This is a genomic window from Orbaceae bacterium lpD02, from assembly GCA_036251875.1.
Lineage (GTDB): Bacteria > Pseudomonadota > Gammaproteobacteria > Enterobacterales > Orbaceae > Orbus > Orbus sturtevantii.
On the sequence record CP133960.1, the window covers coordinates 1,758,789 to 1,779,904 of the forward strand.

Sequence of the window (21,116 nt, forward strand, 5' to 3'; positions counted from 1 at the left end):
TGACTAATAATAAAAAATTAAAAAGACATAATGATAAAAACAACACTCTTAATCACGATTCAGGTTATTTGCTTGATGGGACTTTCGTCACAAGCATGTGCAATTGAAACGCAATCGAAACAGACGTTACGGCTAGCAATCGGCTCAGAGCCAACCGAAGGGTTTGACCCTATGCTAGGCTGGAGCCACGGCAGCTATTTACTCCTTCATAGTCCGCTTCTGAAGCAAGATTCAGATTTATCATGGCATAGCTACATGCTTGAAAGCTATCAGCACAGTGATGATGGCAAGTTATGGATACTCAAACTAAAAAATGGACTAAAATTTTCTGATGGATCACCATTAACCGCAAACGATATTGTTTTTACTTATAATAATGCAGCATCTAGTGGTGGAAAAATCGATATGGGAAATTTTGATAAAGCAGAATTTATCGATCCACTAACCGTAAAAATCACCTTATCATCCGCGCAAAGTACATTTATTAATATATTAGGCTCATTAGGAATTGTATCGGCAGAAAAGTATGACGCTAAAAAGTATGCTCACCATCCAATAGGCGCAGGCCCATATCGTTTAGTCTCTTTTCAAGCTGGTCAACAATTATTAGTTGAGCGAAATCCATACTATGCAGGCCCCACAAATGATTTTGATAAAATGGTATTCATCTTTCTTGATGAAGATACCGCTTTTGCAGCAGCAAAAAGCGGTCAGCTAGATATTGTTCGCCTACCTGCTGGCATTGCCATAAATGTAGATAACATCAAAAATATGAAGCTAATTAAGCGCCAAAGCGTAGAAAATCGAGGCATTTCATTCCCTATTCCTCCAGCTGGAGAAATAGATGCTAATGGTGTGCCTATCGGCAATGATATCACCTCAGATGTTGCAATTCGTAGAGCAATTAATTATGCGATTGACAGGCAATTATTGTCTCAGTCAATTTTAGAAGGTTTTGCTATTCCAGCTTATACTGGCGTGGAAGGACTGCCATGGAATAATCCTCATTCAGCATTCCAAGATGGAGATATTACAAAAGCAAACACCATTCTTGAACAAGCTGGCTGGCAGCTAAACAAAGAGGGATTAAGAGAAAAAAACAGCATAGTAGCAAAACTGACCTTGTGGTACGCAAGCGGAGACATAACTCGTCGAGACTTAGCTCAAGCAATTAGAGCAAGTTTAAAGCCAATTGGCATTGAAATGAACTTAAGAGCGGGAAGCTGGGAAATGGTAGAGCATTACATGCACGCTAACCCGACTTTATTTGGCTGGGGAAGCTTAGATCCAATGGAGTTAGTACATAACTATAGCAGTAAAGCTGCCGGTGTTGGTTTTTATAATCCAGGTTATTATAAAAACCATTATGTTGACGAAATACTTGAAGAAGCGTTGAGCCAAGCAGACCAAAAAACCGCCATCTCATTGTGGCAAAAAGTCGATTGGAATGGTGCCACAGGGACAGGGATTCAAGGCGACGCTCCGTGGGCGTGGTTAGTTAATTTGCAACATCTATATTTATTGAATAATTGTGTTGAATTAGGTAAAAGTGCACCGGAGATCCATGGTTCGTGGTCAATATTGAATAATGTTGATAACTGGGCATGGGCGTGTAAATAATGCGATCGTCGATTGTATTAGTGTGTCGATTTAGCTGTTCATTAGCAATAACCATAGCCAGTATTTTCATTCTACTAAGCTATTCACCAATCGATCCAGTTAAAGCTTATATTGGCAGCGACTTAATGTATGTTTCCGCTGAGCAATATCCGTTAATGGCCGCGCGTTGGGGGCTTGACCAGCCTTTATGGATACAGTTTTGGCACTGGTTCTCACAGCTAATACAAGGTGATTTTGGTTATTCCATCCTCTACAATAAGCCCGTACAACAGGTTATATCAGATAGGCTGATCCCCTCTTTGGCATTGTTACTCTCCGCCTGGATTTTTTCTGGGCTTATTGGATTTGGTTTAGGATTAATCGCTGGGCGTTATTTAAATTGCTGGCCTGACAAAAGTATTGCTTTTTTCTGCTATTTATTAGTATCTGTTCCGGTATTTTGGATAGGTTTATTGCTGCTTTACTTGTTTGCTATATCATTACAATGGGCGCCGATTTGCTGTGCTTGGCCTATTGGCCTTGATGAACAAACGTCAACATTTTTACAAAAAATGCATCACCTCATCTTGCCAGTGATTGCATTAGGTCTATCCCGTGTTGGGGCTATTACGCTACATACTCGTTCAAAAATTGCAGAAATAATGAAGAGTGAATTTATCTACTACGCCAAAGCCCAAGGTGATAAAGGATGGGCAATGTTATCTTTCCATGCCTTAAAACATATAATAACACCCGCAATCTGCTTACAGTTTGCATCGATTGGCGAATTATTGAGTGGCTCTTTACTAGCTGAAAAAGTTTTTACTTATCCAGGCTTAGGGCAAGCTGCCGTAGATGCAGGTTTGCGGGGCGACATTCCATTACTAATGGCAATTACGTTACTATGCATGATAGTCATCTTTATTAGCAATAATGTAGTCAATATCCTACTTAAGAGCGTGAACAAAGGGGTGATGCGCGAATAATGACTTATAATCCTAACAACGCTCTAATTAAATTAATTTTTTCATTATTGAGTTTAATTATCTTAAGTAGTTATGGTTTTTGGCTTTCTCACACTGATGTTGTAACGGATCTACTTAGTCGCCATCACGCCCCTTCATGGCATCATTTATTTGGCACCGATAATTTAGGCCGTGATTTATACAAGCTTGTTTTTCAGGGCTCAAACACCAGTTTACAAGTTGGCTTAATTGCCTCATTATCAAGCGGTGCAATAGCGTTATTTATGGCAAGTTTATCATCATTTAACACAATGATGGATTATCTGGTTCGTGGTGTAGTTGATTCATTACTGGCATTACCACATCTCTTATTATTAATACTTATTTGCTTTACGCTCGGTGGTGGCAAAGCTGGCGTAGTTTGGGCGGTCGCACTAACACACTGGCCCAAACTGACACTCCTGTTACGCGCCGAATTAATCAGCATACAGCAAACTGATTATATTATGCTGTCGCATCGCATTGGTAATAGTTGGCTTTATCGCTGCAGGCATCACTATGTGCCGACGCTCTTTTCGCAATGGATAATCGGCACTTTATTGATCTTCCCTCACGCTATTTTGCATAGTGCCGCTTTAAGTTTTCTTGGTTTTGGCTTATCACCGCATGAGGCATCGTTAGGAATTTTACTATCAGACTCACTACGTTATCTTAATACTGGCACATGGTGGTTAGCCGTCTTTCCAGGACTTGCATTAATGGCACTTGTGTTACTATTTGACCAGTTCGCCAAAGCCATACAACAGTTATTTTTAAGTAATTCATCCTACTAAAGCATGGACAATATTATCTATGTGAAAATAGGATTATATTATGGTAGTTATTTGGTATTGAGTTTTGCAATTACTCGCTTAAAGTTAATAGATTAATATGCCTTAACTAACTACATAACTAAAGAAAATTTTGCCATAAACCAATTAACGGAGCTTTTATACCATAAAAAATAAATTATCTATAATAAACCTAAAATTTTCAGACTATCTTTCGATAAATCAATGTCGTTTTACCACACCTTTGCCACTTTGGATAAAAAGTAAATATCGGGAGCTACTGGCTAACTAGACTGAAAACTAAGCGACTATCACCAGCAATGCAAATATTTCAAGACGGGTTACACCATGAAATAATTTACTCAGGAAAGGAAACGATAAGCTAAGTTACTAAGTGCCAAATTAGCTCCGATCTAATAAGTTAATTTGGCAGCATTTTGTTATAACTAGATTATTGTGTTATCTAAGTGTGCCTTATAGCGCTGAATGTCTTGTTCAATATCGGCATTTTTTATCACATCAATACATAAAAAGGTTGGTAGCCCCTCTAAACCTAAAAATTGATTCGCCTTATGCAAGTGGAAATAAACTATATCAACACCTAGACCTTCAAAAAACTGATCGGGTTGATTAAATGCTTCTGTTGGTGCGTTCCACGTTACAGACAACATATATTTTTTGCCTTGCAATAATCCACCTGAACCATATTTTTTACTCACATCTGAGCGAGATCTACCGTCGCTAGCATAAAGGCGCCCATGACCTTGAGTGAACACCTCATCGATATATTTTTTCATAATCCATGGCTCACCCATCCACCAAGCTGGCATCTGGTAAATAATAACGTCCGCCCACTCATATTTTTGTATTTCTTGCTCAACATCATAGCCATGATCAATCACTGTTACTTTAACTTCGTGACCTTTTTCAATAAGATATTGCTCAGCAGTATTTGTCAATGTGGTATTAAGACGCCCTGATGAGTGAGCAAACTCTTTCATTGAATTTAAAATTAAAATACGACTCATAACTGACCTCATAATGGGGTTAACTAAAACTAATAGCTTAAAAACTATCAAGGAATAAAATTGATGTTAGCTATTTTACGCTTTTACTTATGTAGAAAAAGCGTGTTAAATACACAACATACTTGACTAAAACTCAACAATCATGCAAGGCCTTAAATAATGAATATAACATTTGAAGAATTATTAGCCTTTAATACTGTAGTAAATACAGGTTCAATCACCGCCGCGGCAGAACAGCTACAACAAACGACATCAGGCGTCAGCCGCGCACTTGGGCGACTAGAGAAAAAACTTAATACAACGTTACTCCGTAGAACGACACGTCGATTGGAATTAACCGAAGAAGGCCAGCTTTTTTTAATACATGCTCAACAAATTATTGCTTCCGTTGAAGAAGCAGAAGAGGCAATGGTATTACAACGGCAAGAAGTAGCAGGGCTATTACGTGTTAATGCCGCGACGCCATTTATGCAGCATATTATCGTTCCCTTAATTACGCGTTTTCGTCATAGCTATCCACGCATACAGCTAGAACTTAATACTGATGATCATATTATTGACCTAATAGAAAAACGTACCGACGTTGCTATTCGTATTGGTTCGTTAAAAGATTCATCATTGCATGCGCGCTATTTAGGCGCTAGCCAAACTAAAATTTTGGCCAGCCCTCACTACTTAAAAAAATATGGTATACCAACTAATAGTCAACAATTACAAACGCATACTTTGATTGGGTTTAACTCCTCTAGTTACTTAAATAATTGGCCGATACTTGATAGTAAAGGCCAAATATTACAAGTTACACCTACCATTTCCGCCTCTAATGGCGAGATGATTCGCCAACTAGCACTACAAGGAGAGGGGATCGTGGCATTATCTAATTTTATGACAAAAAGTGACCAACAATCTGGCCAGCTTGTACCGATACTTGAGCAAGAGATGATTTATCGCGAAAAACCAATTAATGCCGTGTATTATCAAAACCGTAAGCTCGCCTTTAGAATATCTTGTTTCTTAGATTTTTTGAGCAAAGAAATTACTGACAGGCAATTACTCTAATATATGAGTATATGTAACTTAATTCGCGCGCTACATTAGCAATATTTTCCTATTTTCTGTTGAAGATCACATTCAGCTTAATAAGTTATATATATAATCTAGCTGGTATTACCATCAATTTAAAAATATATATTAACAATATATCTAGGAAAAAATATGAAGAAAACACTTCTCTCGATTGCTATTTTATCTAGTTTCTTTTATGGCAGTGCATTTGCTGAAAAAATGAAAATTCTGATTGTTAATGATGATGGCTGTGAATCTATTGGAACCACTTCATTGCAAGACAAATTGACAGCTAAAGGATATGATGCTTGGATTGTTGCACCATCGGTAAATCAAAGTGGCGTCGGTACTGCTGTTACATTTAAACCTGGTTATGAGTTTGAAGTAAAAAAAGTAGGTGAGAAGCGCTACTGTTTTCCGGGTACACCTTCTGACTCTGTCGATTTTGGTCTAACGGCATTAATGAAAAACAACCCTCCAGACCTTGTTATTTCTGGTGTAAATGATGGTGGAAATACTGGAGGTGCGCAGCTTAACTCTGGAACAGTCAGCGCGGCAGTGAGAGCAGTGCGATCAGGTTATCCAGCGGTATCAGCAAGTATCGGAGCCTCATTTACAAAGTTAAATGACGATCAAAATGGATTACTTAGCGAAGCAAGCAAAAATGTGAAAAAATACTGGCCAGATTCTATCGACTATGTAGCCGATCTGGTAGATAAAATGCAGATCAATAAAGATAACCATAAACCAATTCTCCCACCAGGGACAGGACTTGGACTCAATTATCCCGCGGTGGCTAAAAATGAAATCAAAGGTATCAAATTTATAGAAAATGAACCCTTCCCAAAACCACAATATATCTTTGAAATTTTACCTAATGGTAATGCAACCCAAAAAATGGATTTCTCATTGATGCAGCCGAGTGATGATGATACGGCTACGGCTTGGTTAAATCGCAAATATATTATCTATAGTATTTTTAAAGGTAACTGGAATGATATGTCGACTCAGGCTGAGTATGAGATGATATTTAATCAAGATTAAATTTTGATAACGAAAAATAATCCTACCAAGATTAGGCTTATAGCTAATTGATTTTGGTAGGTTTTTAAAATAGATCTGGAATTATTTGGCAAACCCATTAATTAGCGATGCAACTATTTCCATTAAATGTCCATTTGATCACTTTTTCCTTCTCGATGGTAAACGTCGTTTTACACCAATTGGACACAATCATATCTGGAGTTCCGCCTACTACGTCAGTATATATCCTGCCCTTACGGACATTGCTTACATAGACTGGAGGTGAGCCATATAATATTCTTTGGTCTGAATAGCGATAAGATAAAAATTTTAAATTACCTGCTTCATAGGTTCCATCAGGAATACCCCACGACTCAATTAATTGTTGCTCACTTGCACCTACCCAGCTATCTAATATTTTTTCATATTTAGCGGTAGTTGCACATCCAGCCAATATTAGAATAAAGATGCAGCTAATCAATAATTTAATTTTCATTATAAGACCTTCCTTACTCACTATTTAATTTATAACAACTCGGCATCGTTAATACTACTGCTTATTAGCTACTTGACGCTTATCGCGTTGCAAATTGGCAAAGCTTTGGCCAATCTTGGCGAGGATTAAAATAGATTTGCCATTTCATTTGATAAGCTAATCATCGCCAAATTATTTTCAGTTACACAAAAAAACTATTTTAATACAAGAGTTACTGATCTTGCTCGAATAATTTTTTACGATTAACCAGATAATAAAAAAGTGAAAATAGGACAAGTAATAGGAAAAATGTATTGCCTATTGCAGCATAAATAATGTAAGACAAATAGTCGTCATAAACACCACTAATAATGAGTCCAATACAATTATAAATTAAGATAAGCATTGCGCCCAAACAGAATGATACGCCGTGATGATGCATTAATTTTAAAAAGAGTTTCATGTAATTACCTCATAAACTATTAGTCGCATTGAGTAAGATTAACACACTGTTTTTACTATATTTTACAATAATTATAATAACGTCAACCCATATAAAAAGATAGTTTTGTTACATATTAATTAACGCAAAATTTTTATCTCAGCACGATGCTAGACTGAAAAAGTGCATTTAACCTGGTTTAATTATCAAATCATAAGCAGTTGGTCTTGTGTTATGTTAAAAATTCATTATTATTTTTATAACCACATACAATTTAGAGATCAATATGCCGATAAATCCTGATGAACTATTCCCTATTACTGGCGTTAATTCTATCTGTTTTATTAAAAATAATATCAAAAATCCCAATATCATAATCGGCGACTATACTTATTATTCAGATAATAAAAATGCCGAGAATTTTGAGTCCTGTGTTACTCATCACTACAATTTTATTGGTGACAAATTAATTATCGGCAAATTTTGTGCTATTGCACAAGGTGTTGAGTTTATCATGAATGGCGCCAACCACTATATGAAAGGCTTTTCTACTTATCCTTTCTCTATTTTCGGTGATGAATGGAAAACATCCGCCCCCACTTTAGAAGATTTAGATTTACGCGGCGACACCGTAATCGGTAACGATGTTTGGATAGGCCAAAATGTTACGATTTTACCTGGCATAAATATTGGCGATGGTGCCATTGTTGCCGCAAATGCGGTCGTAAGCCATAATATTCCACCCTACCATATTTTTGCGGGCAACCCAGCTAAATGCGTCAAAAAACGGTTCACTCAAGAAACTATTGATTTACTTTTAAAAGTAAAGTGGTGGGATTGGCCAATTGAGAAAATTACTAAAAACTTAAGCGTAATTACGCAAGCAGATATTAAAAGTCTTATTAAGCTATGTGATAATGCTATATAGCTGTCAAAATAACACTGCTAAATCAACCTTTGCTGATATGTCTTTTATTTAATAATAGAGATGAATACACTTAGGCATATCGTTATTTGTAATAAAAGAGATATAATATAAAACCCTCAATCGAGTGTATACCTTATGTTTAATATAAAATTATCTTCGCGTCATCATGCTTGGGTTAGCGTAATTAGCTTAGGTTTCGCCGCTTTTATTTTTAATACCACTGAATTTGTTCCCATTGCTTTGCTTTCTGATATTAGTCATTCATTTGATATGAATAAGCAAGATTCGGGTATAATGATTACGGTTTATGCTTGGGTTGTTGCAGCTCTTAGCTTACCCCTCATTTTATTGCTAGCGAACACTGAGCGTAAACGATTACTAATCATTGTATTTATCTTGTTTATCATTGGTCATATTATCTGTTATTTAGCTACATCGTTTAATTTATTATTGGTTGGCAGAATAATTGTTGCTAGTGCTCATGCTATTTTTTGGTCAATTACCTCTGCACTCGCGATCCGGGTCGCCCCCTATGGTAAAAAATCACAAGCGTTAGCGATTATCGCAACAGGAACATCATTAGCAACAATTTTAGGGATTCCAATTGGTCGAATTATTGGAGAATGGCTAGGATGGCGCAGTACATTTTTAATGATAGGAATTCTTGCTTTATTAGTACTCGCTATTTTAATTAAGGTTTTACCTAAATTACCAAGCATAAATAGTGGATCGGCTAAAAATTTACCCATAATAATGAAACGACCTGCTTTAGTCGGTATTTTTGTGATTGCAGCAATTGCGGTTTCAGGTAGCTTTACTGCTTATACCTTTATAGAGCAGTTTTCGATTGATTTAGTCGGTATGACAACAAATGAATTAACATTATTACTCCTTTTCTTTGGAATTTCAGGAATTATCGGCAGTATTATTTTTGGAAAAATCAATCCCAAACACCCACTAAGCATATTACCAATAAGTATTGCATTACTGACTTTTGTGTTACTGATTTTATATACCTCAATGGTAAGTTTACCGCTATTTTTTACAGCCTGTTTTTTTTGGGGGATCGCATTTACGTGTATGATGCTCAGCCAACAAATAAAAGTATTGGATCTCGCATCTGATGCGACAGATATCTCGATGGCAATCTACTCAGGTATTGTCAATGTAGGCATAGGTGCAGGTGCGCTTATTGGGCATCAAGTTATTAATTACACTAATATTAAGTGGATCGGATATTTTGGCGGATCGATTGTATTTGTCGCTTTATGTATTGCTCTTTTTATCATATTACGATTTAAAGCGCTATTTATTGAACGATCTAAAGCCAATATGGGGACCGAGATCATCAGCCATTAATTTTAGTGATAGTTCAAGTATTTTGAGCCCATAAAATAATCATCGCTGACACAAAATCTGATTCATGATATTTTGTGTCAATTAATGCAATATAATACTCATTATTAGGAGTTGTAATTGGTCGATCATGATGTTTTTCCAGAGCAAAGACTGACACTAATTCAGCAGATTCTATCCAATACCGGTAGAGTGATTGGTATTGACTTGGCAAAAAAGCTAAACGTGTCAGAACATACGATCCGCAGAGATTTGCAAGAATTAGCACGCCGAGGACTATGCAAAAAAGTCTATGGCGGCGCGGTGAGTCATATTGTAGAATCGGCAAACTTTGATGTGCGTGCATCTCAAAATATGCAGGAGAAATCGGTCGTTGCAAAAAGATGTGCGGATTTTATTAAAGCAAACTCGTGTATTTTTATCGACGCGGGCTCAACTTATCTAGCAATGGCAGGATTTATACCGAAAGACCTTGAACTGACGATAGTAACTAACTCTCCGCAAATCGCAGCGGTATTAAGTAGCCGTACAAAAAGCGAGCTTATTCTATTGGGTGGAAAAGTTAATCCATTAACAGGAAGCACACTAGGTGCAGATACCGTCAATCAGCTTAAAGGTATGCTATTTGATCAAACTTTTATTGGCGTTTGCGGGTTAGACCCTCAAGCAGGTCTCAGCGCAGTGTACTATGAAGATGCCTGCTTTAAAAAAGCCTTAATCGGTCAGAGCAATGAAATAATTGCTGCCGTCACCGCAGGTAAAATGCCTCAAGTTGCCAGATATAAAGTCGCGGCTTGTGAAGATATTGATATTGCTGTCGTCAGTAAAAACACCAATATCGCAGACTTTCGCTTAGTCAATATGCGAATTGTCGTAGCCGAAGAATAATCATCAACCAAGAACATGACCTCAACTCAAGCGCAAATATAGCAGCTGCGAAGAAAGCCGATACTTATTGGTGTTCACTGCGTTAATTTTGCCACATAAGGCAAATTGCGGTATTTATTTTCCCATGGCATACCATACCCAATAAGTAAATCATCATTCACCATTTCATAGGCGTAGTATTGCCGAACAGGGATCGCTATCCGACTTGGTTTGACAAACAATATGGCGACTGAGATCGATTTTGGGGTGTAATTTTCAGAAATAAATTTAACTAAACGTTTCATCGTTCCGCCTGACTCAATTGCATCATCAATAATAATGACATTTTGTCCGTTGATATTAGCATTATTATGAAAGACGATAGCTGAATTATTATTTCTATCGCCAGGAGTATGGGGGCAAGAAATATAGTCCATAGTAATATCAAATTTTAATTGTCGGACAAGATCTGCTGTGTATAAAATGCCGCCAGGCACAACGGTAATGATAACGGCATCACTAAAATCAAGATTAAGTTGCCTAGCAACTGCGGTTACACCATTAGCAATCGCACTTTCATCGATAATAATTTTGCCTATATGTCTACTTTTCATCGTGGTTTACCTTTAAGTTAGCGAAATCAGTAGCAATCTATGCATGCACAAAATGCGTCACACCATCGGCTGATAGTAATGTAAATATTCTCCCATTTCCTGCACCCATTCATCGTCAAATCATATAAACTAGTTATGAATTTAACATAAATCAACATATTTTTAATATTTTAAACATTAAAATTGCAAAATCAAGCATAATCGAGCACAATATAGCTTACGTGTTTTAACTTGAGAATAATGCTATGTCAATAATAGAGCCAAATATCCAATTTATTCATACACTCTCCCTATTATTAAACATGTTGATGGTGCAATTATCACCAGAGCCAGTAAATTCTCACATAGCCACATTTTTTACTTATTAGGTTATAAATAGCAATCGCATGAACGAGTAACCAGACCGACTTTGAGGTTATATTTTAACGACAAGAACGACCGCTGAATATCTGATTAATAGAAATTAAGCGCGACTAACGCAATTAAATACAGGGAGCCTTATACAATGATCAAACTAATTATTACTGATTTAGATGGCACTTTTCTTAACAGCAAAGGAGATTATGATAGGGAATCATTTAACGTTGTTCGAGCACTCATGCAACAAAAAGGCGTTCACTTTGCTGCCTGCACGGGAAAACAATGTGAAAGAGTTGAAGAGCTGTTTGGCGACAACAGCAAAGATTTGTGGATTGTGGGTGATAGCGCTACCCGAATTAAACGTAACGGACAATTTATTTATCAATCGCTCATCGAAAATAAACTCGGATTACGCATTATCAATACCCTTGAAGAGGTAAGTAAACAGCACGTTGTTATTCCCTGTACATCGACTGCGGCAGTTATTCGTACCGACACGCCGCAAAGGCTTAAGAATATAGTACGAAATTCTTATACAAACGTAATTGAAGTGGATGACCTAGCTACGTTGACGGCAGATTTTGTTAAGATTACTGTCTATGATGAACAAGGCTTATGCCCACAGACACGGCCTTATCTGTCTGATTTTGAGAATGATGTTTACATTGTAGTGTCAGAAAAAGCTTGGATCGACATCGCAGACTATGGTGTCCATAAAGGAACAACTATTAAAAAGCTACAAGAACTGCTTAAGGTTGGTAAACATGAAACAATGGCATTCGGTGATGGCTACAATGATATTGAATTGCTTGCGATGGCTGAATATAGTTTTGCAGTTCGAAACGCCTTTGAAGAAACAAAACAAGCTGCAAATTTTATCACTGGATACAATGATGAAAATGCAGTGCAAGAAACTATTAAGCGGATACTAGCACTGCAGCCTTCTTTCCCTCTCGGACTAAAATAACATAATTTTGCGATACTATTTCCAAATAAAGCATTCCCTAGGAATGCTTTTCTAGGCTCGGTAATCCTCCCATGTTTAATGGAAGTTCGGCGTAGAATTTTGCTGTTGTATTAATTTAAGTTTGAGCTAATACACGTAAAGTTAATTTTATCGTACTATCCAGAGAGTTTTAAAATAAAAATCAAAGGCTTTTATCACTAAAAATGATAAAATCGACTAACTTACATACCTAAATGAGAATGAATATGTTAGATATTTTGCGCATATACTTGACTGATTTTGTTGGCTATTTACAATTTTTATTAGAAGCTATTTCGGTAATATGTATACTAATCGCAACGCTAAAAACCTTATTATTAATGTTCAATAATTGGTGTGAAAAAGTTGCGCAAAGTGGATCGAAAATTAGGCTGGTTTTTGGTAATGGGCTGGCAACGGCACTCGAATTCCAACTTGCCGCTGACATATTAATAACAACCGTTGAGCCAGATACCGAAAGTTTAATTCGATTAGCCGTAATTGCCGTTATTCGTACTTTTTTAAATTATTTTCTCGCGAAAGAACTCGCAGCAGAAAAAAGCAATAGAGCTGAATAACGACAGTATATAATATTTATTTGCGTAGAATAAACTCGCGCAAACAAATATTATAATTTACAGACTAAATATATTTATGCTAATGACTGTTTAATTGATAATAAATTATCTGGGGTAAAGTTAATAATTCCCTCACCAGGCGTATCAATATCGGCAATAATAAATAGTGCTAATGTTGTTAATATAGGTAAAATTAATATCAACCAATTATGCCCTTTCATACCGCGAATATTATAACCAATTAGCATATTGGTAGAAAAAGCAAAGGTGATGAGTAATAGCCACGCAGCATTTGGAATTTTCACTTTCCAGCTTGCATAGGTCTTTTGTTGTGATGAATAAAGCTCATTATAAGCACTCATAACCAAGGATAAATCTATTTTGCTTGGTTGCTTATTTAAGCCAATAATAATATCCCATACTTGTGATTGCAATGCTAATGAGTGTCTTTTAATATCAGTAATTGATTCATTGGGATCTGCCAAGAAAAAATCAATCCTAACGGCTAGATATTGATCTAATAATTGCCGTACTTGTATTTGGTTTTCGGCGTCCAACAGTTTGCTATATTGGTATGCAGAGCCAATCGCGATTGCCTCGTTTTGTTCCGTTTTCTGCCGTTCATCAAAGCCTTGAATCGAGATCGATAATACAAAACCGATCATTAATGCCAGTAATGATAAAATAGCACCAAGCACAATACTTGTTTCAGTATCACCTAGATTATCTTTCCCTTGCCGACGCTGAAAGAGGTATTTACCTCCATAACAGGCAATTAATAATAGCGCTAAGGTAATGGAAAATAGTAGGAAGGAACTGATTGTAGTATTGTTTAAATGCTTTAACAAAGTAGACATATTGTGATCCTACTATCTGTTTATACAGTCATCAATTAATTAATTTATCAGTAATTTTTCTAGTTATACAACTTGTTATCTTAATAATTAGTATGGCATAAGCAAAGGATATTAACAAACCCCCCCCTCTTTATTATATTTTTATAAGATAATTGATTGGAATGGCAACACATTTTCAGACAATAAAATTAAGAGGTAACTGTCAGGTTAAATCTGGTTCAAATTTTTCTCTTCCCAGATTCGTTTTCCATCAAGTAATGTTTCCATTGGTGTTCGACCACTGTGTCACTCAGAACCTAGGCTGATATTATTAGTTTGAAAATTTAACTTCTGTTTTAACATTTAGTAAGGTGTGTGTCCACAATGAGCTGTATGATTGACGACGAAATGTAATTCTCATTTAATTCAGAATTACATTTTCATTTCTTGTCCTTTGGTTACGCTATTATTTTTTTCAATTTTTTTTAGATTCATTGCTTTATGTTGTTTAAAGCAATGGTTACTTGTTGCAAGGTAGCTATTTTTTAGCGTCTGAATCTCTTTACTATTATCATTTTCGACCCTTGCTTGTTGTAAAACTTCAGCGGCTTTTTTGTTAATTTTATCGATGACTATTTCTGGAAATTGTTGCTGCTTTTCTTCATTGGTCTTATTTGCAAAGTAAGATTTAACGTTATCAGGGGGATTCAATCCTGTATTTTCTTTTGTTGCCTCAATGATATAATTTTTTAATACTGCATTAAATTCGTTAGGATTTTGTGCTCTGTTTTCTAATAACTTAACAAGATTTGAACGCTCATTTGGATTGTTTAGGAAATTAGAAATATCTTTTAAATCAAAGGTTTTATTTTGCTCAATGCGATTTTCTTTCACTCTACGATCAATTAAGTTAATAACTTTTATTGATTCTTCTGCCGCATATTTTACATGTTCCTGTAAGCTAACTTTTCCGGTAAGTAATTCAATGTTGTGAGATTCCTTCATGCTACTACGTAGATAGCTATCTAAATACATAGCGGTAGCTAATTTATCTTCCATTCCAAGTTTTTTTAAAATTGAGTATGAACTAAATTCTGCGACCAGCTCTTCCTTGTTATAGTTGATTTTGTTAAGAGAATCATTTTTCATATCAACACTATTTCTATTTAGTTCTTTACTTGTTGCATGTGCTATCTCATGAAATAAAACGGAATAATACTGCTCGGCATTTTTGAATTGATTATCGGGTAACATATGAACTTTGCTATTCAGACAAAATGGTGTTTTATACGCATTTTTGTATATTTTAACACCTATATTTTTTATGAAATGATCTAATTCTGGTATATTTTGCCATGTTTTGGTTAAGTCACTACTTACAGATTTTAGCGTTATTTTTTGCTTGGATTCTTCATTTAGCTGCTCATAGTTAATAAAGTACTTGTCTTGATTCTCGCCTAATCGCAGCCGACATACTTGGGCTTCATCTTTCAAGGATAATCCGTTTGATTTAGCGGTATCAAGATCAACCCAGCAGTTGCTATCAAAAGGAAAAAAAGATAAATAGTGGTTAGTAGGTTCGCCAAAATCCTTCTTAGTAATCGCACAATACGGCGTATTTTGTTCGCTTTCAACTAGATGTATTATGCTTTCATTCTCCCTTTTATGAAGCTCTTCCTGGTTGTTGCTTAGTTTTTTTCTTAACGCATTATAATCATTAACAATTGCCGCAAATTCACTATAAGCCTCTTTAATTTCATCTTGCATCATGTTTTCATCCATTAGTAGCGGACACTAGACCAACGTTTGATTTCGCAATCTAAATACTCTTTACTCATGAAGTCCTTGTTATATAGTTCTCTATATAATGCCTTTAATTGACTATCTACTTCGGTTAATTCAGTGTCCTCTTCTATATTCTCTTCTAAGTCAAAAAGTAGGTTAGGTAAAGCTTGTTGAGATAACGTGATTTTTTTATTAAAAATAGATAGTAATTTGTATCGATAATCAGCGTATTGATGTAGATCAATTTTTCTATTTTTAAGCGCATCAGCAAGCCCGATAAAATAAATTTGAAAGTACTCAATATCTTTGAAGTCAGGATCTCGGCTACCAAGTGGCAAACTAAAAGGGGAAAAACAAAATGAGAGTTTTGCTTGTGTTCCGCTCTCCGTCGAACTAATATCTAGCTCACTCTCTATTTTTTTTAATTGCGTATTTAATTTTTCACTGTTCATTTCAATTTTCCCTTAATATTCAGATAAGCGGCGAGTTATCGTTACCAAAATATTTGCTGTACGACCTTGATAAATAAACGGTATTACGAATATCAGTCTTCATAATACCGTGGCGGTATTAAGTCATTGGTTTAATCACTTTTAACATACCTTAAGCATATTGATTGTCATAGCTTTTAATATAAAAAATAGTTCGATATGTATTCCCAAAAGAGCTACCTAAAAAAGCAGCCCTTCTATTTAAAACATCGTATTACTATTAAATTTTGCTAATTAATTAACCCAACAGTTTTTTGCTATTTCAAATTTTTGAACTTTTCCATTTTGCCCTCGGGCGGTATAAAATCCATTTTTCCAATCTTCATCCTTGTAATAGTTGCCACTACAGCTGTAAGTAGGAAGTTTAACATCAAGATAGGATTTTTTAGCAAGATTTTCACAGTAATCAGGTACCGTCGTCTTTGTTCTATAATAGGTTGTTGACACTATGCCATCTTCTGAACGCTCTCGACGTATAGTTTTTTCCACCAATTTATTGAACTCCTCTGCAGTACAATCTGTTCTGATCGGCGTTACGTCATCAATGATATTTTCTACAATTGGATTTATCTGATTATCATCAGATGTTGGGCAGAGTTTTAAAAAATTCTTTCTTTTAATTACCGTCTTGGCCCATTTTTTGGGGTCTTTAATGCCAAAATAACGAGCTAGTGATGCGGCGCATTCAGTGGGCCTTGTTGATGAAGATAAGCAAAGTAGCGCTTCACAAGCTAGTTTGGTATCGCCGGTTAGCTCATTGTTATTGTTTTCTGCATAGGCTGAATTCGCCGTTACAATCATGGCTAAACTTAAAAAACCGATTAACTTTTTCATCATTTTACTCCTTTATTAGTATTGGTTTGGTTGATTAATAGGGATCGCTTTACTTTTTGCTGGATAAGCGGTAGGATTCGGCGCTGACGAACATCCTACTAGCGACAAAACAAAAAAAATCAAAATTAATTTTAATTTCATTTAGATTTCCTTTTAAAATAAATTATTAGTGTTATTTTTCATAATAGCTTTGGGCAGTTTGATCGAAAGCTCACCCTGTTGCACGGCTCTATCGTAATCAAATTTGCTAGGATTCCCTCTAGTCGCACAAAGGCTTGGAGATACAGCTTTAAATTTTGCAACTAGCTCAGGTGTTGAAAAGTAGTTTGCTTTTTTACATTTTATTTTAACTTTATTACATAAAATGATCTCTTCATCATCATCGAGATCCATAATCTCTTGCGGTAAGATTAATGCTCTAGCTGTTACATTTTCGCTTCGTGATACATCTTTTTTACTAATTGATCGATTATTTTGTTTAGTGGTAATATTTCCGATACGTTTTGATATTTCATCTGCAATTTTTGGGTTCTTAGGTCGATAAATAATGTTACAAGTATGATTTTCAAGTAATGTACTTGCCCCATTCTCCCCGTATCCTAATGGTTTATTTTCCTTTAATTGCGCCTCATTTTGATAAATAATTAAACTACGCAAGTTATACCCTGCCATATAGCTAACGGATAATTGGTATTGCTCCATAAAACCAATAGAGGTAAATTCATCCATCAGTAATAACACGTTGTGTTTTAGATCAGGATTTTGGTCTGGTAATCCTTGCTTAATATTTTCAAAAAGCAATTGAGAGAAGAATAAATTTAATATTGGCCGAGCAGAGATTAGATCTTCTGGATTAATCACTAAATAAAGTGTAATTTTTTTGCGTCTTAGTTCCCTGAAATCAAAGTCATTACGGCTGGTTGCATGTTCAATTACTTGGTTATTGAATGGTTTTAATGCGGTTTCAAATGATGTTTTAACTCCAGCAAACTGGCTTTCCGCTTCTTTTTGAGTAAAAAATGACGTAAAAAGGTTATAAATTGTGTCAGGTAACCAGTTAAGCGAATAGGCAATTTCAACAGCGAGCTCAAGAGGCACTTTCTCTTCTTGACCTTTTTCATTAATAAGGTCAACGCCGTTTAATGCGCCTGCAATCGTTGTTAAGGTATAGCTTTTAGCCAGTCTAAAATTATAATAAAGTCTGCCGTACAAATAAACAATGGCGATAAAAATTGATTTCCCCTCACCAGTAAAAAAATCGTTATTTCCGCCGGTTAAAGGATAAAGTGAGTTGGCAATACCTTGTATGTCTAATTCTATTTTAGGGCTATCAAAATTAAGATAAAGCAACGGATTATAACAATGTGTTTCATAGCTAAAAGGATTGAATAAGTAAACATCTTGCCCAAGAATTTCTTTACGATACTTCGATGTATAATCAAAGCATTCTTTTTTAATATCTAGCACGACCAGAGAATTCGCAAACGTCATTAGGTTTGGGATAACGATCCCCGTCCCTTTTCCCGAACGAGTAGGCGCCCCCAATGAAACAAATTCTTGGCCACCAAAATAAAGCGGCTTTCCATTGCGAAGCCCGACTAACACTCCCTCGCTACTCATAAGCTTCTGATTTTTTATTTCTTTTTCATTACTCCATTGAGCCTGCCCGTGTAAATTATTCCCTTCTTGACGTTTTTTATGCAAGAAATAGAGGATAGAGGCAATAATTAACACGAGCACCAATGACAATAACAAAGAGGTTATCCCTACATAAGAGTAAGTTGAAAGCAATACTGATGAGGTTAGCGTTAGACTAAAATTTGCATAGATAAAACGTGCCCCATAAACGAGTTTTGTTAGCCCAGTTAAACCATTTTCAGGGATAAACCAACCAATCACGAATAAGTTGGAAAGTAAATAAGTGCATATAGAGACGAATACAATAATGACAATAATCTGTGTTTTTTCTCGAGGTGTCTTATTTTTCAAAAAAATCATTATGCTAACCCTCCTTATAATCTTTAAAATGCAATGATTTGATACATCGCTTACCTTTGTGATTTTCAATAATGGCAATAACATCAATTGCTTGCAATATAATTTCTTTTAATGTTTCATAGGGCACATTTTGTCCGGTCTCATTTTGCATTGCCATAGAGACAAGGCGACGTACCGCCTCATCATAAGATCCAGCATGAATAGAGGTTAAACTTCCGCCATGACCACTTGAAATCACATTAATATAATCGAATGTTTCACCACCTCGGAGCTCTGCTAGCAATATTCGGTCGGGTTTCATACGTAAACAAGACTTTAGCAGTTTGGTTGGACTCACAATATCTTGCTTTTCTGACGGATATAAAAGATTAACCATATTCTGATGGACATCACTTTTAATTTCCCTAACGTCTTCAATCGTAATTAATCGTTCATCATGTGGAATATGGACAACCAGCGATTTCATAAAGGTTGTTTTACCACTGCCAGTTGCCCCTGCAATGACGATATTTTTAGTGCCACAGCTTACCGCTAACTCAAAAAAAGATTGATAATCTTTTTGCGATAAAAAACCATTAAGGTTTCTGTTATTTTCATCAATATACTCACCAATAACGACCTGATCGAAAAACCCTTTTTCTTTAAAATCATTTAATGAAAAAATTCGGTCATTTGGCTTCCGTATCGTAATTGAAAATTGACTATCATCGCAGGCTGGCGGCATAATAATTTGCAACCTTTCACCGTGAGGCATGGTTGAGGATAAAATTGGCGTTTGACCATTGAGCGTGTTATTTGAAAATGCTGCAGCAGAGTTAGCAAAATAAATTAGATTTTCGGCTGTTACGCTTTCACTCTTTATTCGTTGCCAAATACTTTCTCTTTCAATCCAAATTTCCCCTATTTTATTGACCACAATTTCGGTAATATGTTGATCAACAAATATTTCACCAAATAGTCTTTTTGTATAGCTGTTTAACGTGCTCCCTTTATCTATCATTTGTTCAACCTTAGCGCATATACAGAGCTAAAATCAATATCACGAGCGACAAATACCCCTACTTTATCACCTTGATTTTTATACAGTGTTGGAGCTATATCACCCATTTTTTCAATAATACTTGATGCGATGTTGGATCCATCGTTTTGGGTGTTCTGAAGATAGTTTTGGCTATTTGATTTTTGCAGTTGGGTACTTGCTGCTACGCTAACATCAGCAATCATACTAACCACGATTGCATTACCGAATCGCTCCCAAAAATGCTGATCGACCCACCCTGTTAACCCGTTTGCTCCTAATTCATCCGTTGAACCACTATCTAGATTAACCACTAAATTACTGGCGGTTCGTGCCTGTTGCCAAATAACAAAAATTTGGTTACTACCTCTCGAAACCCCTGCAGATTTGTACATTCCCATTATCATAGTACCTTTTTCAAGCAATACCACATTACCACTTTTTGACAACACATTACTTGATACTGTACAGCTTATTTGCCCTCCTACATTTGAGATTAAACGCTGCCTTAATACACAGGGAATATAAGTGCCTTGCTCAAGTAATAAATTGCTATCATAATTACCTTTAAGCGCGCTGCTTGCCTTAAAATTTTGCGACTCACTCACAAACATATCCTGTTTATCTTCAGTAATAAATGGCTCAGAACCACCAGAATATTTATTGTTGCCATTTTGACCAATACTAGTTTCCTTGTTGATGATAAGTGCTCCTCCTGAGCCTGAACGAGATACTTTTGGAGCATAAAATGTTGGATTTGCAGTACCGATAAACCCCATATCTATATTTTTATCATCATTATTAGATTCTTGGGGGGCTATATTAGGTTCAATGGGATCTTTGAAATCAAAGATTTTTTCTTGTACAACGATAGTTTGTTCTTGTGGTTCTTGTGTTTTTTCAGATTGTGTAGTTTTAGAAAATAGTTTATAGGATAAAAACCCTAAAACTAAAACGGCAAAAATAATAAAAAATAAAGCTACCATATTATTTTTTTTACCTTTTTTACCTGCTGTTTCAGTTGTTATGCTCATGTTTA

The 21,116-nt window shown here is 35.8% G+C and carries 22 protein-coding genes; 10 read left to right on the forward strand and 12 right to left on the reverse strand.

Annotated features, from left to right (window positions below; all coding sequences use genetic code 11):
* The first annotated feature begins 30 nt into the window (after positions 1-30).
* Genes RHO12_07645 through RHO12_07655 form a run of 3 tightly spaced genes read left to right on the forward strand, consistent with a single transcriptional unit; the run spans position 31 to position 3,397 of the window.
* Complete coding sequence (locus RHO12_07645; protein ID WVD65262.1) at positions 31-1,620, forward strand: ABC transporter substrate-binding protein; 1,590 nt, start codon at positions 31-33, stop codon at positions 1,618-1,620.
* A complete protein-coding gene (locus tag RHO12_07650; GenBank protein ID WVD65263.1) occupies positions 1,620-2,585 on the forward strand; it encodes an ABC transporter permease in 966 nt (321 codons plus the stop codon). Before RHO12_07645 ends, RHO12_07650 begins: the two co-directional genes overlap by 1 nt.
* Entirely contained in the window at positions 2,585-3,397 is an 813-nt protein-coding gene (locus RHO12_07655) for an ABC transporter permease (protein ID WVD65264.1), read from the forward strand. Before RHO12_07650 ends, RHO12_07655 begins: the two co-directional genes overlap by 1 nt.
* A 443-nt stretch (positions 3,398-3,840) precedes the next feature.
* On the opposite strand, the gene RHO12_07660 is transcribed toward RHO12_07655, so the two are convergent.
* The gene (locus tag RHO12_07660; protein ID WVD65265.1) at positions 3,841-4,422 is read right to left on the reverse strand and encodes an NAD(P)H-dependent oxidoreductase; all 582 of its coding nucleotides are present in this window, start codon (positions 4,420-4,422) and stop codon (positions 3,841-3,843) included.
* A 159-nt stretch (positions 4,423-4,581) separates the two neighbouring features.
* Here RHO12_07660 and RHO12_07665 point away from each other — a divergent pair, with 159 nt between their 5' ends.
* Both RHO12_07665 and RHO12_07670 read left to right on the forward strand, forming a co-directional pair.
* Positions 4,582-5,481 carry a LysR substrate-binding domain-containing protein gene (locus tag RHO12_07665; GenBank protein ID WVD65266.1) on the forward strand — a complete coding sequence of 300 codons (900 nt, stop codon included), beginning with the start codon at positions 4,582-4,584 and terminating at the stop codon, positions 5,479-5,481.
* A gap of 156 nt (positions 5,482-5,637) precedes the next feature.
* Positions 5,638-6,531, forward strand: a complete 894-nt coding sequence (locus RHO12_07670; GenBank protein WVD65267.1) for a 5'/3'-nucleotidase SurE — start codon at positions 5,638-5,640, stop codon at positions 6,529-6,531.
* Positions 6,532-6,628: 97 nt separating this feature from the next.
* Here RHO12_07670 and RHO12_07675 read toward each other — a convergent pair whose 3' ends face one another.
* On the reverse strand, positions 6,629-7,006 hold the full coding sequence (locus RHO12_07675; GenBank protein ID WVD65268.1) for a hypothetical protein: 378 nt from the start codon (positions 7,004-7,006) through the stop codon (positions 6,629-6,631).
* A 211-nt stretch (positions 7,007-7,217) separates the two neighbouring features.
* Positions 7,218-7,448 (reverse strand): hypothetical protein, encoded by a 231-nt coding sequence (locus RHO12_07680; protein WVD65269.1) that lies wholly within the window; start codon positions 7,446-7,448, stop codon positions 7,218-7,220.
* Positions 7,449-7,713: 265 nt separating this feature from the next.
* Here RHO12_07680 and RHO12_07685 point away from each other — a divergent pair, with 265 nt between their 5' ends.
* The 3 genes from RHO12_07685 (at position 7,714) to RHO12_07695 (ending at position 10,599) form a co-directional block, all read left to right on the forward strand.
* The gene (locus tag RHO12_07685) at positions 7,714-8,355 is read left to right on the forward strand and encodes a Vat family streptogramin A O-acetyltransferase (protein WVD65270.1); all 642 of its coding nucleotides are present in this window, start codon (positions 7,714-7,716) and stop codon (positions 8,353-8,355) included.
* 135 nt (positions 8,356-8,490) lie between these two features.
* Positions 8,491-9,714, forward strand: a complete 1,224-nt coding sequence (locus RHO12_07690) for a sugar transporter (protein ID WVD65271.1) — start codon at positions 8,491-8,493, stop codon at positions 9,712-9,714.
* A 117-nt stretch (positions 9,715-9,831) separates the two neighbouring features.
* Positions 9,832-10,599, forward strand: coding sequence for a DeoR/GlpR family DNA-binding transcription regulator (locus RHO12_07695; protein WVD65272.1), 768 nt, complete (start codon positions 9,832-9,834; stop codon positions 10,597-10,599).
* A gap of 74 nt (positions 10,600-10,673) precedes the next feature.
* Here RHO12_07695 and RHO12_07700 read toward each other — a convergent pair whose 3' ends face one another.
* Positions 10,674-11,192 (reverse strand): phosphoribosyltransferase family protein, encoded by a 519-nt coding sequence (locus tag RHO12_07700; GenBank protein WVD65273.1) that lies wholly within the window; start codon positions 11,190-11,192, stop codon positions 10,674-10,676.
* Between the two features lie 505 nt (positions 11,193-11,697).
* Here RHO12_07700 and RHO12_07705 point away from each other — a divergent pair.
* Together RHO12_07705 and RHO12_07710 are read left to right on the forward strand one after the other, a co-directional pair.
* Positions 11,698-12,519, forward strand: a complete 822-nt coding sequence (locus tag RHO12_07705; protein ID WVD65274.1) for an HAD-IIB family hydrolase — start codon at positions 11,698-11,700, stop codon at positions 12,517-12,519.
* Between the two features lie 245 nt (positions 12,520-12,764).
* The gene (locus tag RHO12_07710) at positions 12,765-13,115 is read left to right on the forward strand and encodes a DUF1622 domain-containing protein (protein WVD65275.1); all 351 of its coding nucleotides are present in this window, start codon (positions 12,765-12,767) and stop codon (positions 13,113-13,115) included.
* A gap of 74 nt (positions 13,116-13,189) precedes the next feature.
* Here the strand turns inward: RHO12_07710 and RHO12_07715 are convergent, their stop codons facing one another.
* The 8 genes from RHO12_07715 to virB10 all read right to left on the reverse strand — a co-directional run bounded on the left by RHO12_07715 (position 13,190) and on the right by virB10 (position 21,111).
* A complete protein-coding gene (locus RHO12_07715) occupies positions 13,190-13,972 on the reverse strand; it encodes a hypothetical protein (protein WVD65276.1) in 783 nt (260 codons plus the stop codon).
* A gap of 411 nt (positions 13,973-14,383) precedes the next feature.
* Positions 14,384-15,721, reverse strand: coding sequence for a zincin-like metallopeptidase domain-containing protein (locus RHO12_07720; protein ID WVD65277.1), 1,338 nt, complete (start codon positions 15,719-15,721; stop codon positions 14,384-14,386).
* A gap of 11 nt (positions 15,722-15,732) precedes the next feature.
* Positions 15,733-16,188 (reverse strand): hypothetical protein, encoded by a 456-nt coding sequence (locus tag RHO12_07725; GenBank protein WVD65278.1) that lies wholly within the window; start codon positions 16,186-16,188, stop codon positions 15,733-15,735.
* 273 nt (positions 16,189-16,461) lie between these two features.
* Complete coding sequence (locus tag RHO12_07730) at positions 16,462-17,064, reverse strand: TrbM/KikA/MpfK family conjugal transfer protein (GenBank protein ID WVD65279.1); 603 nt, start codon at positions 17,062-17,064, stop codon at positions 16,462-16,464.
* A gap of 12 nt (positions 17,065-17,076) precedes the next feature.
* Positions 17,077-17,202: a hypothetical protein gene (locus RHO12_07735; GenBank protein ID WVD65280.1), complete on the reverse strand. Its 126-nt coding sequence runs from the start codon at positions 17,200-17,202 to the stop codon at positions 17,077-17,079.
* Between the two features lie 12 nt (positions 17,203-17,214).
* Positions 17,215-19,059: a type IV secretory system conjugative DNA transfer family protein gene (locus RHO12_07740; protein WVD65281.1), complete on the reverse strand. Its 1,845-nt coding sequence runs from the start codon at positions 19,057-19,059 to the stop codon at positions 17,215-17,217.
* A 4-nt stretch (positions 19,060-19,063) separates the two neighbouring features.
* The gene (gene virB11, locus RHO12_07745) at positions 19,064-20,059 is read right to left on the reverse strand and encodes a P-type DNA transfer ATPase VirB11 (protein WVD65282.1); all 996 of its coding nucleotides are present in this window, start codon (positions 20,057-20,059) and stop codon (positions 19,064-19,066) included.
* Complete coding sequence (gene virB10 / locus RHO12_07750) at positions 20,056-21,111, reverse strand: type IV secretion system protein VirB10 (protein WVD65283.1); 1,056 nt, start codon at positions 21,109-21,111, stop codon at positions 20,056-20,058. The genes virB11 and virB10 overlap by 4 nt, the downstream gene beginning before the upstream one ends.
* Between the last annotated feature and the right edge of the window lie 5 nt (positions 21,112-21,116).